The sequence below is a fragment of the Aquicoccus porphyridii genome, assembly GCF_008369105.1.
GTDB classification, from domain to species: domain Bacteria; phylum Pseudomonadota; class Alphaproteobacteria; order Rhodobacterales; family Rhodobacteraceae; genus Aquicoccus; species Aquicoccus porphyridii.
In genome coordinates this window covers 296,063-312,913 of the sequence record NZ_VINQ01000004.1, presented here as the reverse complement: position 1 = coordinate 312,913, position 16,851 = coordinate 296,063, and the positions used below count along the sequence as shown (strand labels likewise).

The 16,851-nt window shown below is 61.7% G+C and carries 15 protein-coding genes and 1 pseudogene; 13 read left to right on the top strand and 3 right to left on the bottom strand.

What is annotated here, in order from left to right:
- Positions 1–24: 24 nt before the first annotated feature.
- From FLO80_RS08655 to FLO80_RS08615, 9 genes are all read left to right on the top strand, one after another.
- A complete protein-coding gene (locus FLO80_RS08655; protein ID WP_111365668.1) occupies positions 25–1,161 on the top strand; it encodes an FAS1-like dehydratase domain-containing protein in 1,137 nt (378 codons plus the stop codon).
- Positions 1,162–1,195: 34 nt separating this feature from the next.
- Positions 1,196–1,729 (top strand): TRAP transporter small permease, encoded by a 534-nt coding sequence (locus tag FLO80_RS08650; protein WP_223145470.1) that lies wholly within the window; start codon positions 1,196–1,198, stop codon positions 1,727–1,729.
- Positions 1,713–2,714 carry a TRAP transporter substrate-binding protein gene (locus tag FLO80_RS08645; protein ID WP_111365666.1) on the top strand — a complete coding sequence of 334 codons (1,002 nt, stop codon included), beginning with the start codon at positions 1,713–1,715 and terminating at the stop codon, positions 2,712–2,714. The genes FLO80_RS08650 and FLO80_RS08645 overlap by 17 nt, the downstream gene beginning before the upstream one ends.
- 74 nt (positions 2,715–2,788) lie before the next feature.
- Positions 2,789–4,078, top strand: coding sequence for a TRAP transporter large permease (locus tag FLO80_RS08640; protein ID WP_149187065.1), 1,290 nt, complete (start codon positions 2,789–2,791; stop codon positions 4,076–4,078).
- A 138-nt stretch (positions 4,079–4,216) separates the two neighbouring features.
- Positions 4,217–5,761: a carboxyl transferase domain-containing protein gene (locus FLO80_RS08635; RefSeq protein ID WP_281286980.1), complete on the top strand. Its 1,545-nt coding sequence runs from the start codon at positions 4,217–4,219 to the stop codon at positions 5,759–5,761.
- A gap of 2 nt (positions 5,762–5,763) precedes the next feature.
- Positions 5,764–7,758 carry an acetyl/propionyl/methylcrotonyl-CoA carboxylase subunit alpha gene (locus tag FLO80_RS08630; protein WP_111365763.1) on the top strand — a complete coding sequence of 665 codons (1,995 nt, stop codon included), beginning with the start codon at positions 5,764–5,766 and terminating at the stop codon, positions 7,756–7,758.
- 10 nt (positions 7,759–7,768) lie between these two features.
- Positions 7,769–8,644, top strand: a complete 876-nt coding sequence (locus tag FLO80_RS08625) for a hydroxymethylglutaryl-CoA lyase (RefSeq protein WP_111365660.1) — start codon at positions 7,769–7,771, stop codon at positions 8,642–8,644.
- A complete protein-coding gene (locus tag FLO80_RS08620) occupies positions 8,641–9,438 on the top strand; it encodes a crotonase/enoyl-CoA hydratase family protein (RefSeq protein WP_111365658.1) in 798 nt (265 codons plus the stop codon). Before FLO80_RS08625 ends, FLO80_RS08620 begins: the two co-directional genes overlap by 4 nt.
- Positions 9,414–9,737, top strand: coding sequence for a biotin transporter BioY (locus FLO80_RS08615; RefSeq protein ID WP_246156615.1), 324 nt, complete (start codon positions 9,414–9,416; stop codon positions 9,735–9,737). The genes FLO80_RS08620 and FLO80_RS08615 overlap by 25 nt, the downstream gene beginning before the upstream one ends.
- Before the next feature lie 52 nt (positions 9,738–9,789).
- Here the strand turns inward: FLO80_RS08615 and FLO80_RS08610 are convergent, their stop codons facing one another.
- Positions 9,790–10,719 (bottom strand): LysR family transcriptional regulator, encoded by a 930-nt coding sequence (locus FLO80_RS08610; RefSeq protein ID WP_111365656.1) that lies wholly within the window; start codon positions 10,717–10,719, stop codon positions 9,790–9,792.
- 97 nt (positions 10,720–10,816) lie between these two features.
- Here FLO80_RS08610 and FLO80_RS08605 point away from each other — a divergent pair, with 97 nt between their 5' ends.
- The 4 genes from FLO80_RS08605 to FLO80_RS08590 are packed head-to-tail and all read left to right on the top strand — an operon-like array spanning position 10,817 to position 15,302.
- The gene (locus FLO80_RS08605; RefSeq protein WP_111365654.1) at positions 10,817–11,779 is read left to right on the top strand and encodes a TAXI family TRAP transporter solute-binding subunit; all 963 of its coding nucleotides are present in this window, start codon (positions 10,817–10,819) and stop codon (positions 11,777–11,779) included.
- A 10-nt stretch (positions 11,780–11,789) separates the two neighbouring features.
- Complete coding sequence (locus FLO80_RS08600; protein ID WP_111365652.1) at positions 11,790–13,652, top strand: TRAP transporter permease; 1,863 nt, start codon at positions 11,790–11,792, stop codon at positions 13,650–13,652.
- Positions 13,649–14,992 carry an acyclic terpene utilization AtuA family protein gene (locus FLO80_RS08595; RefSeq protein ID WP_111365650.1) on the top strand — a complete coding sequence of 448 codons (1,344 nt, stop codon included), beginning with the start codon at positions 13,649–13,651 and terminating at the stop codon, positions 14,990–14,992. The genes FLO80_RS08600 and FLO80_RS08595 overlap by 4 nt, the downstream gene beginning before the upstream one ends.
- Entirely contained in the window at positions 14,979–15,302 is a 324-nt protein-coding gene (locus tag FLO80_RS08590) for an AtuA-related protein (protein WP_111365648.1), read from the top strand. The genes FLO80_RS08595 and FLO80_RS08590 overlap by 14 nt, the downstream gene beginning before the upstream one ends.
- A 170-nt stretch (positions 15,303–15,472) precedes the next feature.
- Here the strand turns inward: FLO80_RS08590 and FLO80_RS23185 are convergent.
- Both FLO80_RS23185 and FLO80_RS08580 read right to left on the bottom strand, forming a co-directional pair.
- Positions 15,473–15,628: pseudogene (locus tag FLO80_RS23185) on the bottom strand (integrase); the annotation flags it as partial.
- Between the two features lie 281 nt (positions 15,629–15,909).
- Complete coding sequence (locus FLO80_RS08580) at positions 15,910–16,851, bottom strand: Rid family hydrolase (RefSeq protein ID WP_146611034.1); 942 nt, start codon at positions 16,849–16,851, stop codon at positions 15,910–15,912.

The window sequence follows — 16,851 nt, the reverse complement described above, 5'->3', positions numbered from 1 at the left end:
TCCCCCATTTCCAAGGAGAATGAAATGAACGAGATGACACGCAAATTTCCGAAGATCACGGATGAAGGTCTGGAAGACCTGCGCAAGCGCATTGGCGTAAAGATCGAAAGAACCGTCGAGCCCTGGTGTTATGAAGCGACCCGCGACAATATTCGCCACTACGCCCATGGTATCGGTGACGACAACCCGCTGTGGTGTGATCCCGAGTATGCCAAGACCACCAAGTACGGCGATGTTCTGGCGCTGCCGAGCTTTCTGTTTGCTACCAGCCGGATCATCTCGGGCTATGTTGGTGGTCTGCCGGGCGTACACGCCATGTGGTCAGGCGCTAACTGGACATGGCACAAACCGATTCTGCGCAACACCGAGTTCCGCACCGAGGCGTATCTGAAAGATCTGATCGAGCATGACACGCGCTTTGCAGGTAAGGCGATCCAGCAAATCTATCACGTCGATTTCTATGACGCGAACACCGGCGAAATGCTGGCCGAGGCCGACAGCTGGTGTTTCCGCACCGACCGCGATCAGGCGCGTGAAAACGGCACCAAATACACCGCGGCCAAAAAGAACGGTCGTAAGGTCTATACGCAAGAAGAGCTTGATAAATACTACAAGTATTACGAGCAGGAAACGATCCGCGGTGCCGAGACCCGCTATTGGGACGATGTGAGCGAAGGTGACGAACTGCCCACAATGGTCAAGGGCCCGATGACGGCGACCGGCTTTATTGCCTATGCGCAAGGCTGGGGTGGTCTTTACATCCGCGCCAACAAGTTGGCCTGGCAGTTGCAGCAAAAACACCCCAGCGCGGGGATCAAGAACAAGTTCGGCATTCCCGATTGCCCCGAGCGGGTGCATTGGGAAGAAGAATTCGCCCTGGAGGTCGGAGCCCCAGGTGCCTACGACTATGGCCCCGAGCGCACATCCTGGCTGACACACCAGATCACCAACTGGATGGGCGATGACGGTTTCCTTGCCAAATCGAAGTGCGAAGTGCGCCGTCACAACCCCGAGGGCGACATCATCCTGATCCACGGCACCGTTGTCCGCAAATTCGAGGAAGACGGCCGCTACCTGCTGGAAATCAGGCAACGTGCGGAACAGCAAGACGGCGAGATGTCGGCTGTTGGGTCCGCAATCGTGGAATTGCCCAAACGCTGAGGTCTACCACACTTCAACAGCTGGGGAGGCTTGGTTGAAACTTCTGGGAAAACTTCTGACTAAAATCGAGGACATCCTCCATCTTGGGGGGTGCCTCGGCCTCGTCGCCGTGGCGGGGTTGATCAACGCAGATATTCTGCTCCGGCTTTTGTTCAACCGGCCGGTGCAGATCCAGTTCGAGTTGACCGAACTGTACTTGATGCCGGCCCTTGCCATGTTGTCGCTGTCGCGGGTGTTTCGCGATGGTGGGCATCTGGCCTTGGATTTCGTCCCCGAACACCTGCCTGGAAGCTGGGGAACGGTGGTCGCCAAATTGCGATTGCTTTTGCCTGCTGTCTTCTTTGCCGCAGTCACGTGGATGTCCGGAAAATTCGCTCTCGAAGCCATCGTCCACGGCGATGTCGAGTACGGAGCAGTAGATTGGCCGCTCGGGTGGGCCTATGCCGTTGTTCCTCTGGGATGCGGCGTATTGGTTCTGCGGCTGCTGCACGACGCCTTCACAAGAGGGCCGTGGTCAGAACCCACAACAAATCCTATGGGAGGAAAATTGAATGAAACATACGAATAAGCTGATCGCCACTGTCGCGGGCACATTTGCCTTCGCAGGTATGGCAGTGCAGGCGGAAACACTGCGGCTGGGGGATTTCCAATCGACCAGCCACATCGTTTCTGTCGAAGGGACCTCGAAATGGATGGCGGGCGTTACCGAAGCCACGGACGGTGCAATCACTTTTGAACATTTTCCGTCGCAACAGGCGGCAAAATCCAAAGCGCAACTGGACGCGGTAAAGAGCGGCATTCTGGACGCTGCATTGCTTGGCGCGTCCTATCATGCGGATGCGTTGCCTCTGAACTCGGTTGTCGGTCTGCCCGGCTATTACGGTTCAGCCGAGGAAGGCACTGTCGCGCTGCAAACGATGCTCGGTGAAGGGCCGTTGCGGGACGAGATTCTGGCCTCGGGTGTGACTCCTATCTTCGGGTTCGTTCTGCCTCCCTACCAGGTTCTGGCCAAGGACCGGCTCGGGATGCCGGCAGAATGGGACGGGCTTGATGTGCGCACCTCGGGCTCGACGCAGGCGATGACTGCGCGCGCGCTTGGCGGGGTCGGAATTTCGATCCCTGGACCGGAAGTTTACACCGCTATCGAGCGCGGTCGTCTGGATGCGGTCCTGTTCCCGCTGGCCTCCGTTCCGGGCTACAAGTTGAACGAAATCGTCAGCCATATTTCCACCAACGGGTCGTTCGGCGGCTACAGCTTTATCATGGTTGTACGCACGGATCTGTTTGATGGTCTGTCCGACGAGGCCAAAACGGCAATGCTCGAGCTTGGCAATGAAACCGCTGTTCACGTGGCACGGGCCCAGGACGCGTCGGTCGAGGGATTGATTGAAGAATGGAAGGCAGACGGTATCGACACTTATGAGTTCACCGATGAAGAGCTGTCGTCGATTTCAGACTCTCTGGTGGCTGTCAGTGTGGATTGGGCCGAACGTCTTCAAGATGACAAGGCCTCTGCCGTGCTCGAGGCATATCGTGAGCTGACCAGCAAATAACATCATGTTCCGAAACACTTACCAGGCGGTCGCTTCGGCGACCGCCTGCCACATACGGAGCGCAGGTTCACCAGATGCTTACCTTCATCGTCATCCTCATTCTTCTTGCCGTTCTCATGGCAGCACGCGTGCCGATCGCTTTCGCCATGGGCATCACCGGCACGCTTGGTCTTGCGGCTCAACTGGGGTTCGGCCCCGCGCTGGCGGTGTTGGAACGCACGTTCTTTGACTCGTCTTCCTCGTTCATACTTGTCGCGATCCCGCTGTTTATCCTGATGGCCGAGCTTCTGACCGCAGGCGACGTTACCCGTCGCGCGATCATTGCCTGCCAATCCTGGGTCGGTCATTTCAAGGGGGGGCTGGCCGTCGCGACGGTTGGCGCCTCTGTACTTCTTGCCGCGCTGGTTGGCAGTTCGACTGCGTCCACTGCCGCGATGTCTGCCTCGGCCTTTCCCGAGATGCGCCGCCACAACTATTCCGACCGGCTTGCTGCTGCTGTCGTCAGTGTCGGCGGCACCTTGGCGGTGGTTGTCCCGCCTTCGATCGTGTTGGTTGTCTATGGCGTGCTGACCGAGACCTCGATCGGCCAGCTGTTCATAGCCGGGATCATTCCGGGTCTGCTGACCGCGTGTGGCTTGGGCGTGGTGATAAAATTCATTGCCCACACCACGGATCAAGCGCCCAAGGGCGAACCGTTTGTCTTTAAGAAAGCTGTCAAACAAAGCCGTCACGTTATCCCGATGGTATTGCTGATAATTGCTGTCATCGGCGCAATTTACGGTGGCATCGCGTCACCGTCCGAAGCGGCAGCCCTTGGTGTGATGGGATCGCTGGTGATCGTCCTGGCACAGCGCACCATAAGCTTTGTGAAATTCAACCGTTCCGTCAGCAGCGCGATCCGCGCAACGGTCATGATTGTTACGATCGTCGCCTGCTCGGCGATTTTCTCGAACTATCTTGCCTTTACCCGTATCACGCACAGCTTGCTTGAATTTGTGGCGACCACCGACATGCCACGCGAGGTCATTATCGGCATCATCATTCTGGCCTTGCTGGTCATGGGCATGTTCATGGACCAGCTTGCCATCCTGTCGCTGGCCATGCCGCTGGCCTTTCCAACGGCAATGGCCCTGGACTGCAATCCGGTATGGTTCGGCATCGTGGTTACCAAGACGGTTGAGATCGGACTTTTGACACCGCCGTTGGGACTGAATGCCTATGTGGCGGCAGCGCAAACAAAGGTGCCGCTGAAAACAATTTTCCGGGGGATCTTGCCCTTCCTTGGAATGGAAATTGTCGTGCTGATCCTGCTGCTGGCATTCCCGTCGATCACACTGTTCCTGCCCGACCTCATGAGCCGCTGACGTTCAGCCGCGATGTTCAGACATCACCGTCGCAGGGGCCAAGCACTCCTGCGAGACCGAGAAGAAAGAAGCGAAATGACGATATTGCAAAGCAGTCAGGTGCCGTCCTCTGCAGAATTCCTTGAGAATGCAGCATCCATGCAGGGGCAATACGCAAAGATTGCAACCGAAGCTGCGCGTATCATCACCGGCGGTTCAGAATCCGCGCGGTCACGCCATGTTGCGCGGGGCAAGCTTTTGCCGCGTGACCGGATTGCCGGATTGCTCGACCCGGGATCGCCGTTTCTCGAGATTGGTCTGTTTGCGGCATCGGGCCTGTATAATGACGAAGTTCCTTCGGCGGGGGCCATCGCGGGGATCGGTCGCGTCGAAGGGCGTGACTGCATGATCCTGTGCAACGATGCGACGATCAAAGGCGGCACATACTTTCCGATGACGGTGAAAAAACACCTGCGCGCACAGGAAATCGCCGAAGAAAATCACCTGCCTTGTATCTATCTGGTCGATTCCGGGGGCGCGAACCTGAACAATCAAGACGAAGTGTTTCCCGACCGTGACCACTTTGGCCGGATCTTCTTCAATCAGGCCCGGATGAGCGCAAAGGGCATCTCGCAGATTTCCGTCGTGATGGGGTCGTGTACCGCCGGGGGGGCCTATGTGCCCGCCATGAGCGATCAAACCATCATTGTGCGCGAACAGGGCACGATTTTTCTTGCGGGTCCTCCGTTGGTCAAGGTGGCCACGGGTGAGATCGTTGACGCCGAAACGCTGGGCGGTGGTGATACCCACACGCGGCTCTCGGGTGTGGCGGATTATCTTGCCGATGATGATCGTCACGCGCTGGCTCTGGCACGTGAAATCATCAGCCACCTGGGGCCGGTTATGCGCCCTGTGATCGACTTCAAGGAACCCAAGGCGCCGCTGTACCCGCCCGAGGATGTGATGGGTGTCGTCCCCGCCAATGACAAGACGCCTTATGATGTGCGCGAGATCATTGCACGTCTGGTCGACGGGTCGGACTTTGCCGAGTTCAAACCGCGCTATGGCACAACTCTGGTCACCGGCTTCGCGCATATCGATGGCGTGCCGGTCGGCATCATCGCCAACAATGGTGTTCTGTTTTCGGAGAGCTCGACCAAGGGCGCGCATTTTATCGAGCTGTGCTGCCAGCGGAAAATTCCTCTGCTGTTCTTGCAGAATATCACCGGTTTCATGGTCGGCTCGAAATACGAAGCGGGCGGCATTGCAAAGGACGGAGCCAAACTGGTGACGGCGGTATCGACCGCGTCCGTCCCCAAGGTCACCGTGATCATTGGCGGCTCTTACGGGGCTGGCAACTACGGCATGTGCGGGCGCGCATTCGGGCCACGCTTTGTCTGGATGTGGCCGAATGCGCGGATTTCCGTGATGGGCGGTGCCCAGGCCTCGGGCGTTCTGGCCGATGTGCGTCGCGCAGCCATCGAGGCCAAGGGTGGCACATGGTCTGCTGAAGAGGAAGCGGACTTCAAGCAGCCGACTATCGACATGTTCGAGCGTCAGTCGCAACCGCTCTATGCTTCGGCGCGGCTGTGGGACGACGGGATCATCGATCCCCGAAAAACCCGCGAAGTTGTCTCTCTCTCGCTTCGGGCTGCGCTGAACGCGCCTGTCGAAGATACCAAATTTGGCCTGTTCAGGATGTGATGATGGAAAAGCCCTTCTCGAAAATATTGATCGCGAACCGTGGTGAAATCGCCTGTCGGGTTATCCGTACCGCCCGTCAGATGGGGATCGCTACTGTTGCGGTTTATTCAGACGCTGACGCTTCTGCAATGCACGTGGCAATGGCGGACGAGGCGGTTCATATCGGCCCGCCGCCTGTGTCTGAAAGCTATCTGGTGGGCGCGCATATCATTGACGCCGCACGGGCCACGGGCGCGCAGGCGATCCACCCCGGATACGGGTTCTTGTCCGAGAACCCGGATTTCGTCGATGCGGTCGAAGCCGCCGGTTTGATTTTTGTCGGCCCCACGTCCGCCGCGATCCGCGCGATGGGTTTGAAGGACGCGGCCAAGGATCTGATGGCCAAGGCCGGAGTGCCGGTGGTGCCCGGATATCAAGGTGCAAATCAGGACGCAGGTTTCCTTGCGGATGAGGCTGCGAAAATTGGCTATCCTGTATTGATCAAGGCGCGCGCCGGGGGGGGCGGCAAGGGCATGCGCAAGGTCGACGATCCGGCCGATTTTACCGAGGCCCTGGCTTCGGCGCAGCGAGAAGGTCAGGCGTCGTTTGGCGATCCGCATGTGTTGATCGAAAAATTCATAACCTCGCCACGCCATATCGAAGTGCAGGTGTTCGGTGACAACCACGGCGGTGCGGTGCATCTGTTCGAACGTGACTGTTCGCTGCAGCGCCGCCACCAGAAAGTCATCGAGGAAGCACCTGCGCCGGGCATGACGCCGGACGTGCGCGAGGCCATGACCAGCGCGGCGGTGACGGCCGCAAAGGCGATCGGATACAGCGGTGCAGGCACCATCGAGTTCATTGTCGACGGGTCCGGCCCGCTGCGCGTAGACGGTTTCTGGTTCATGGAGATGAACACCCGCCTGCAGGTGGAACACCCCGTGACCGAAGCGATCACCGGTGTGGATCTGGTTGAATGGCAATTGCGCGTGGCCGCCGGGGCCCCGCTGCCCCTGGGCCAGGACGCATTGCACATCAATGGTCATGCCTTCGAGGCGCGGTTATATGCAGAAGATCCGTCAAAGGGGTTTCTGCCCGCCACCGGTAAGCTGGAACATCTGGCGTTCAGCGATCACGCCCGCAACGATTCAGGCGTGCGCAGCGGCGACAGCATCAGCCCATTCTATGATCCGATGATCGCCAAGGTCATAACCCACGCAGCCACGCGCGCCGAGGCGTTGGACGGGCTGCTGCGGGCCTTGGGCGAGACGCATGTTGCGGGCACGGCCACCAACGCCGAATTCCTGTCGGCTTTGGCGCGGCATGAAGGGTTCGTGAACGGCACGTTCGACACCGGTGTGATCGAGCGCGACCTCACCGCGCTGACAATGAGCGCGCCGTTAAGCGAAGCACACATCGCGTTTGCGGCGATAGAGGCGCTGCAGCTTGACCCGAAGGCGCGCGCTTTCGGCTTCCGGCTTTGGGGCGAGGCACAACACGCGCTGCGCTTTGTCTATGACGGTGAGCTGGTTGAGCGTCGGATTACCCTGCACGCCGATGGCTCTGTGTCACTTGCAGGCGATCAGGGCGACCCGCTCGAGATATCGCGGTTGACGATTGACGGGGCGGTGATGACGGCTCGCTTCGGTGATGCGCAAACAGCGATCAAGGCGCAGGTGCAAACGGCCACACGCAACGCAGAGCTTCTGGTCTCGGTGTTGAGCGATGGCGTCGTTCGCGATCTGGTGTTGCCCGACCCACGGTCCGGTCTCGCGATGGTGGCGGATCTTGGCGATGTCGTCGTGGCGCCCATGACCGGGACGATTGTCGCTTTGGGCGTTGCAGTCGGGGATCATGTGGAAGAGGGCGCGAAGCTGGGCGTGATGGAAGCGATGAAGATGGAAACTTCGCTTTTGGCGCCACGTGCCGGGATCTTGGCAGAGGTGTTTTGCGCGGTCGGTGATCCGGTCGAAGGCGGTTCGGTTCTGGTCAGCTTTGAAGGCCTGATCGCCGAATGAGGTGCCAAGAATGACCGACCATGTGCGCGTATACGAAGTGGGCCCCCGCGATGGATTGCAGAATGAAACGGTATTCATTCCGACTGCCAGCAAGATCGCCTTGATCGACCTGCTGTCCCGGGCGGGATTCGAAAAGATCGAAGCCACCAGCTTTGTGTCATCCAAATGGGTGCCTCAACTCGTCGACGCCGCCGAGGTTATGACGCAAATTATCCGCGAAGGCGGCACCGACTATGCGGTGCTGACTCCCAACCAAAGAGGGTTCGAAGCCGCCAAAGCGGCCGGTGCGGATGAGGTCGCAATATTCGGCTCCGCGTCGGAAGCGTTCAGCCAAAAGAACATCAATTGTTCAATCGAAGAAAGCTTGGAGCGTTTCGCCCCCGTGGCCGTTGCGGCGCGAGAGGCGGGTATTCGGCTACGTGGCTACGTGTCATGCGTGGTGGAATGTCCCTATTCCGGCATGGTTGATCCGGTGGCCGTGCGCGATACCGCTTTTGCGATGCTGGACATGGGTTGCTATGAAATTTCGCTCGGCGACACCATTGGCCGGGCCACGCCCGACGCCGTGTTGCGAATGCTTGAGGCCGTTGTCGATTATGTACCCGCTCACGCGCTTGCGGGTCACTTCCATGACACAGGCGGGCGGGCGCTCGACAATGTTTCCGTCGCGCTCGACATGGGGCTTCGTACGTTCGACAGCGCCGTGGGCGGTTTGGGCGGATGCCCCTACGCGCCTGGGGCCAAGGGCAATCTGTCGACGACGTCGCTCGTCACTTTTCTTGAAGGACGCGGTTTTCATACCGGGATTGACCTCACCCTGTTGGCAGAGGCCGAGGCGTTGGTCGCCTCGCTTGTGACGCGCAGCTACGAAAAGGTAACACCATGAGCTTTGAAACAATTCGATTGACGACAGACGCGCGCGGCGTTGCCGAGGTCTCCCTAAATCGTCCCGACAAACATAACGCAATGAACGCGCAGATGATTGCGGAGCTTAGCGACGCAGCCCGTTCCCTGTCCGCCGACAACGCAGTGCGCGTTGTGGTTTTGCGCGCGGAGGGTCCAAGTTTCTGTGCGGGCGGAGATCTGGGGTGGATGCGCGCCCAGGCGGAAAAAGACCGTGCCGGAAAGATGAAAGAGGCCGGCGCCCTGGCCACGATGCTGGGGCTTTGGAACGTCCTGCCCAAGCCTTTGATCGGACGTGTTCACGGTGCAGCGTATGGCGGTGGCATTGGCTTGGTTGCCGTCTGTGACGTGGTGGTGGCCGAAGAAACAACGCGCTTTGCGTTGACCGAAACACGGTTGGGGCTGATCCCTGCGACCATCGGGCCGTTTGTCGTCGGGCGCATGGGAGAAGCTTTTGCGCGCCAGGTGTTTTTCACGGGCAAGCCATTCGACACCGCTTTTCTGATGCGGGCGGGCCTGGTTGCGCGTTGCTGCGGTCCCGAGGAACTTGACGCGGCAGTCGAAGACGAAATTCTGACGATTTTGAATTGCGCGCCCGGCGCTGTTGCGCGGGCCAAGTCCCTGTGCCGCGCACTTGTGGGGACTGATCCTGTTGACGCGGCCGATTATTCTGCCAACGCACTCGCGGACTGCTGGGAGACCGAGGAAACTCAAGAAGGCATCGCTGCCTTCTTTGCAAAAGAAACGCCGTCATGGCGTCAATCGGACCATGGATGAATCTCAAGCAGACAACACAAAAACACAGCGTTCATGCCGAAATGCTGGGAAGCGTTTCGCGGCCCGTGAAGGTCGCAAAAGACCTGTTGCTCATTCTGGTCGGCGTTCTGTTGATCGCAGTCAGCGCCAAAATTGCTGTTCCGATGTGGCCGGTGCCGATCACGACGGGCATCGTTGCCGTGCTTGGTCTGGCTGCGGCCTACGGTCCGCGGCTCGGGCTTGCGACCATTGCGCTTTACTTGGTTTGCGGCGCGCTTGGGGTAGATGTTTTTGCCGGTTCAGCCGTCCTGTCGACCTGAGGGCTTTGGCCGCGCCGTGGACGAGTCGCGGCAATCTGCTTCGCAATTGACATCAGTTCGTTGCCTCTTGGCCAGCCCGACGCAGAAATGGGAGGTTTTGCTTGGTATGTTCAAGAAAGGCCTTGCCGGTGGGCGATAGCGAGCGGCCCTGCTGGTGAACCAGGCCGATGCGACGCCTGGCGCCGAAATCCTGCACGGGGCGCTGGACCAGGCGCTCCATCGGGAGGACGGGCAGGGTGAGGGTTGGCAGAATCGAGATCCCGAGACCTTCGGCGACCAGGGCTCCGGCGGTGGCAAGATGCGCGACCTCGAACCGCGGCGCCATGGCAATGCCAAGACGCTGGCAGGAGCCGTCCAGCAACTCGCGAACGCTGGTGCCGATTTCCATGGCGATCACGGGCATGGCGGCAAGTTCGGCCATGCCGTAGCTCCTGTCTTCGGACAGAGGGCCGTCCGGGGCGCCGACCGCGACGAAGGTGTCATCAAGTAGCGGGTGAAAGGCGAGCCGGAGTCGAGCCGCGACCGTCCCCGCTGTGAAGCCGATATCCGCCCGCCCGGCCTCGACCGCTTCGACCACGCTTTCAGACAGGGCATCCATGATCCGAAGGTCTATTCCCGCATGGCGCTCTGCGAAGCTTTTCAGGAGTCCCGGCAAAAGGCCGACGGTCACCGAAGGCAGCCCGGCTATGGTCAGCCGCCCCCGGCTGGCGGAGAGATGGGCGTCGAACTCCTCCATGACGTTCTCGGCCGTGTTCAGCATGCGCTCGGCCAGTTGGGCGAAGGCCAGCCCCGACGCCGTCGGCGTGACATTGCGCGTGTCGCGATCGAAGAGGCGCACCCCGAGGCCCGCCTCCAATGCCGCGAGCTGGCGCGAAAGCGCGGAGGGCGACATGCCGAGTGTCTCGGCGGCCTGGCGAAATGACTGCTGGTCACGGAGCGTCAGGGCGACGCGATAATCTGCGAGCGATGGATTGTTGCGCATGATGCATTAATTATCGCCAATATAGCAATTCTGACAATAGCGGATTTGTGCGATCCTGCGCCCATACCCCGCGTTGCGGGCACATGGGAGGAACATCATGAAACATCTTCTTCACGCCCTGATGGGCGCAACCCTGCTTGCCAGCCCGTTGGCAGCCCAGGACAAGGATCTGCTGATCGGCTCCACTTCGGCCTCGTCGAGCCATTACGGCTATTTCGTCGCCGTGGGCCAGTTGATCAATGAAAATGCCGAAGGGCTGCGTGCGTCGGTCGTCGAAACCGGCGCGACGATGGACAATATCCGCCGGATGGAGCGCGGCCAGGTGGACCTTGGCCTCGTGACCACCAACGTCGTGCAACACGCCGCGGCGGGCAAGAACGACTTCGAAGGCAAGCCGCAGGACCTCGCGTTGCTCTGGGTCTATACTGGCGCGCCGCAGAATGTGGTCATGCGGGCCGATGCCGGGGTCGACAGCCTCGCGGGGCTGGAGGGCGTTCGCTTCAATCCGGGCATCAAGGGCTCTGCGACGGAGGCCACCACCGAGGCGGTGTTCGCGACGCTCGGCCTTGAGGCCGACTACGTGCGCGGCTCGACCACCGACATCGTCGGCATGATCAAGGACAACCGGGTGGCCGGTTACGTCAAGTCGGGGTCTGGCAACAAGCTGGACGGTTCGACCATGGACATCGCGACCTCGACCGACATCGCCATCCTCGGCCTGACCCCCGAGCAGGCCGACACGCTTCGCGCCGAGATGCCCGACATCTCGGTCGTGGACATCCCCGAAGGCGCGGCGGGCGGCATCCCGGCCTATACGACATGGAGCTTTGGCGTCGGTGTCGCCGCGCCGCGCTCGATGGACGACGACACGGCCTACAAGATCGTCAAGGCGGTGATGGAAGACCAGACGGCGCAGGCCAACGCCATGGCGAGCCTCAAGGGCGCGAGCCTTGCCGACATGACGGTGCAGTTCGGCACGATCCCGCTGCATCCGGGTGCCGCGCGCTGGTTCGAGGAGCAGGGCATCGACCTGCCCGCCAAGCTGAAATTGGCCGAGTAAGGGCCGGGCGATGACGGTCGAGCGCATCCAGAAGGGACTGGCGGTTCTCGTCGGGCTTTTCGTCCTCTACACGGCGGCGACAGGCCCCTTCGAAGGGCTCATCCAGCGCGCGCTGTTCCTGGCACTCGTCACCGCGCTCGGCTTCGCGCTCTACCCATTGGGCGCCGGGAAACCCTGGCGTCCAGTGGGGCTGGCAATCGACCTTGCGCTGGCCGTGGTAACGCTGGCCGCCTGTGCCTACGTGGTAGTGAACTACGACCGCATCATGACCGAACTGCCATGGGCCACCGGGCTCGACATGGCGCTGACGGCGGGGCTCGTGCTGGCGGTGTTGGAACTCGGGCGGCGGACGGTCGGGCTGATATTCCCGATCCTCGTGCTGCTGGGGCTTGGCTACGCGCTGTTCGGCAACCTCCTGCCCGGTCCGTTGCGGCATCGCGGTTTCGGCGTGGATTTCGTGACCGAGACGATTTTCCTGGGCGATCTCGGCATCTGGGGGATGCTCACCGGGGTTGCCGCCACCGTGATCGCCGCCTTCGTCCTGTTCGGGGCGCTTTTGCTGCATACCGGCGGCGGGCAGGCTTTCATGGATCTCGCCATGCGACTTGGCGGCCGCCAGCCGGGCGGAGCGGCGAAGATCGCCACCATCGCCAGCGGACTGTTCGGGATGATCTCGGGCTCGGCCGTCGCGAACGTGGCGACCACCGGCAATTTCACCATTCCGATGATGATCCGTCTCGGTTATCCGCGCCCCTTTGCGGCCGCGGTCGAGGCCGTGGCCTCGACCGGCGGACAGATTGCCCCGCCGATTATGGGGGCCGCTGCCTTCGTGATGGCCGAGATCCTGGGCGTGCCCTACCTCACCATCATCGTCGGCGCGATCCTTCCGGCGGTGCTGTTTTACCTGTCGGTCTTCATGACGGTGCATTTCGTTGCCCAGCGGCGCGGGCTTGCCGTCGTGCCGGATAGCGAGATGCCGGACTGGGCCACCATCCTTGCGCCGCGTCGGGTGCTTCCCATCCTCGCGGCACTCGGTGGCCTGGGCGTGGGCATTTGGCTGGGGCGTTCGATCGCCACCTCGGCATTCTATGGCATTGTCGGATTGCTCATCGCCTTCCTCGCCACCGAAACCGGTCGGCTGAGCCCGCGCGCGATGGCCGGAAAACTTCTGGGTGGGCTCGAGGATGCCGGCAAGGGCATGGTCATCATTGGTGTATTGCTGGCCGGCGCGCAGGTCCTGGTGTCGATGATCAACCTGACGGGCATCGGCGTGACGCTTTCTTCACTTATCGTCTCGGTCGCCGGGGATTCCGTGGTTCTGGTGGCTGTCATCGTCGGCATGGTCTGCCTGATCATGGGCATGGGCCTGCCCACGACCGCCGCTTACGTGCTCGTCGCGGCGGTGCTGGCCCCGGCCATGACGTCCGTAGGGGTCGATCCGCTGGCCGCGCATCTCTTCGTCTTCTACTTCGCAACCATCTCGGTCATCACGCCGCCGGTCTGCGTGGCTGTCTTCGTCGGCTCGGGGATCGCCAGCACCAACTGGCTGCCCGCGGCGGGAGAGGCCGTGCGACTGGGCGCGGTCACCTACATCGTGCCGTTCCTGTTGCTGCTCTATCCGGGCATGCTGCTGGGTGGCGGGCCGCTGGACGTCCTCGAGGCGGTCGCGGCGGGGCTGGTACTGGTTATCGCGGTGCCGGGACTTCTGGCGGGCGCGCGGTTGCACGGGGTTCGTGCCGTCGATATCGGCCTCTATCTCGTGATCATCGCGCTGGCGATCTACCCGCACCCGGTGACGCCCTTCGTCGCGCTGGCGTTGCTGGCCGGCGCCTACCTGACCCGGCGCAGCCAGAGGCGGAGGGCTATGCCATGAGCACGATCAGGATCGGCGCCGGTGCCGGCTTTCAGGGCGACAGGTTGGCCCCCGCCCTGGACCTCGCGGAGCGCGGCGGGCTCGATTATCTCGTCTTCGAGTGCCTGGGCGAGCGCACCATCGCGTTGGCGCAGCAGGCCCGCCTGAACGACCCGGCGGGTGGCTATGACCCGCTGTTGGAGCGGCGGATGCGTGCGGTGCTGCCCGCCTGCGCCAGGAACGGGACGCGGATTGTCACGAACATGGGCGCGGCAAACCCGCGTGGGGCCGCAAGGGAGACCGCCCGGATCGCCCGTGAACTGGGACTGACGGGGCTGAAGATCGCCGCCGTCACGGGCGACGATGTGCTGGATCGGATCGGCAGCTTCATCCTGGACGAAACCGGTGAACCGACGTCGATGCTGGGCGATCGTCTCGTTTCGGCAAATGCCTATGTCGGCATCGACGGCCTCGTCTCGGCGTTGGCGGCGGGCGCGGACGTGGTGATTTGTGGCCGCGCCTCGGACCCGACCCTTTTCCTCGCTCCGCTGGTGCACGAGTTCGGCTGGGCACGGGACGACTGGGCAAGGCTTGGACGCGGGGTGCTGGTTGGTCACCTGCTGGAATGCGCGGCCCAGATTACCGGCGGCTACTTTGCCGATCCGGGGGTGAAGGACGTGCCCGACCTTGCAACTGTCGGTCACCCGCTGGCCGACGTGGATGCAGACGGCAATGCCACGATCAGCAAGCTGACGGGCACCGGCGGCTGCATCACCCGCGCCACCTGTATCGAGCAGCTTTTATACGAAATCCACGACCCCGCGCAGTATCTTCAGCCCGATGTGGTTGCCGATTTCTCGGGTGTCGATTTCACCGAGGTCGCGCCGGACCGGATCGCGGTCTGCGGAGCCAGCGGCAGCCCGGCGACCGGCCATCTCAAGGTATCCGTCGGCTATTACGATGGGTGGATCGGTGAAGGTCAGATCAGCTACGCGGGGGCCAATTGCGTGGCCCGAGGCGAGCTTGCTCTCGATCTTGTCCGGGCCCGCCTGGCCCCTCTGGGCGCGGAGCTCCATGAACAGCGGGGCGAACTCATTGGCGTCAACTCGGTCTGGCACGGGGCTCGAGGGTCGACAACGGCGCCGGAGGTGAGGATGCGCTATGCTGCCCGCTGTGTCAGCGCCGAAGCGGCCCGCCGGGTGCAGGAAGAGGTCGAGGGTCTTTACCTCGCCGGTCCTGCCGGGGGTGGGGGCGCCACCGGCGGCGTGCGCGAAGTTCTGGCCATCGCCTCGACGCTGATACCTGCGAGCGCGGTGGATGCCGGCGTCGAACTCCTGGAGGTTCACCGTGAGATTGCATGACATTGCCCATGCCCGCACCGGCGACAAGGGCGACATTTCGAATATTTCCGTCATCGCCTACGATCCGGTCCACTGGCCCCTGATCCGTGACCTTGTCACCCCCGATCGCGTGGCCGCCCATTTCGGCAGCTTCTCTGCGAAGGACGTCACCCGTTACGAGCTGCCCCAGCTCCACGCGCTCAATTTCGTCATCAACGGCGCACTGACTGGCGGCGTCACCCGCTCGCTGGCACTGGATGCCCACGGCAAATGCCTGGCATCCGTGCTGCTGGATTTGGAGATACCGGTCGCCGCGAAGACATCGGAATGACCTGCAACGGGAATTTGGCAGTGACCCGGGAGTACTGCCGGGCCGTCGCGCACCACGGGGCAAGGGATTTCGCGTTTTCAGGAACCGTTCGGCCCATGGACGGTCTTTCGCTGCGTCGGTGAGGGCAGTCCTAGACTTGCTCAACTTGTCGCGGCGCCATGCCGTGTTGTCATCTCGGTATGGCCTGACAAGAGCTGAACAGGACGCAGGTTGCCGGTCTTCCTGTGGATCTGTGCCATCTTTGTCCGCCGCATCGAATGCGTGCCGCGGGGGCTCGCCTCCAACCCGATCGACGTCACCCAATCCCGAACAATCCGCGCAATTTGCTATCGATAGCCAGGTTGAACAGCGCGAGATCGCTACGGTCCGGCCACCTGGGCGTGGTTCAAAGTTGCAAAAGTCCCGCACACTATGAGTTCAGCCAGCTGCGGGTTTTGCAGGTGCGCGCATGGCAGGTTCAGCGGGTTGCTCCGCAGAATCCGACCTCGTTGGTGCACGGGGCGCGGCTCGGGGCCGAAGGCGGCGGGGCGGTTTGTCGGCGTGCGGCATGACCGGACTACGCAGAGCGTTGGCCCCGGTCGGGAAATGTCCCGACCCGGGCAAAGGTTCAGGGTCGGACAGCAACGACCTCGATCTCGACCAACCATGACGGGTTGGCCAAGCCTGCGACCTCGAATACTGACCGGGTCGGCAGCTCGGGCTGCGTCTCGGTTCCGAAAAAGCGGACATAGCCTTCCATGAAGCCAGCGAAGTCCATCGCGTCCGCCCCTTCGGGAGAGACGAGGTAAACCTGCATCTTTACCACGTCAGCCATATCGAGACCAATCGAGGCGAGCTTCTGCTCGATCGAGGCCAGTGTACTCACGGTCTGGGCGGTGGTGTCGCCGTAGCGCTCCGGCGATCCCTCGGCCGCGTCGGGGTTCACCACCTGGGGGACGGTGCCGCTAAGATAGACCAGCGTGGCATCGGCCGGAATTTCGGCCGCCAAGAGGATCGGGAAGTTCGAGTTGGGGATACGGTGGCGCACCACGCCGGTCTCGTTGCCACCACCGTCCTCCCGGTCGGGATCGACATTCTCTTCCTCGACCTCGTGCTCGGCGAGTACTTCGCCCTCCTCGACCGGACGCGTGTCCGCGACCATCTGCAGGGTGCCATCGGGCGCGTAGTCGTTGCCAAGGTCCGACTGGATATAGCTGGTAACCTCGAGCACCTGCTCATCACTCAGGAGGTGCCCGAGGCCGGGCATGCCGCCCTGGCCATTGACGATGATGGTGATCGGGTATGCAGCGAACTCGAGCCTCGGGTTTCCGCTGAGCGGGGGATACTCTCCCGCGCCGCTGGCACCCTCGCCAGCGGGCATGTGACAGCCGGCGCAGAACGTATTGTAGAGTTCCTCGCCATCTGTGGAGGTGTATCCGCCGCCGCCTTCAAACATCGCTTCGTCTGACACGGGCGAAATGAATTGCTCCGTGCCACTGTCGTCTTGCGCGAAGACCGGCGCAGTGCCGAGGCCGGCCATGGCAAGAACCGAGAGAAAACGTGATTTCAT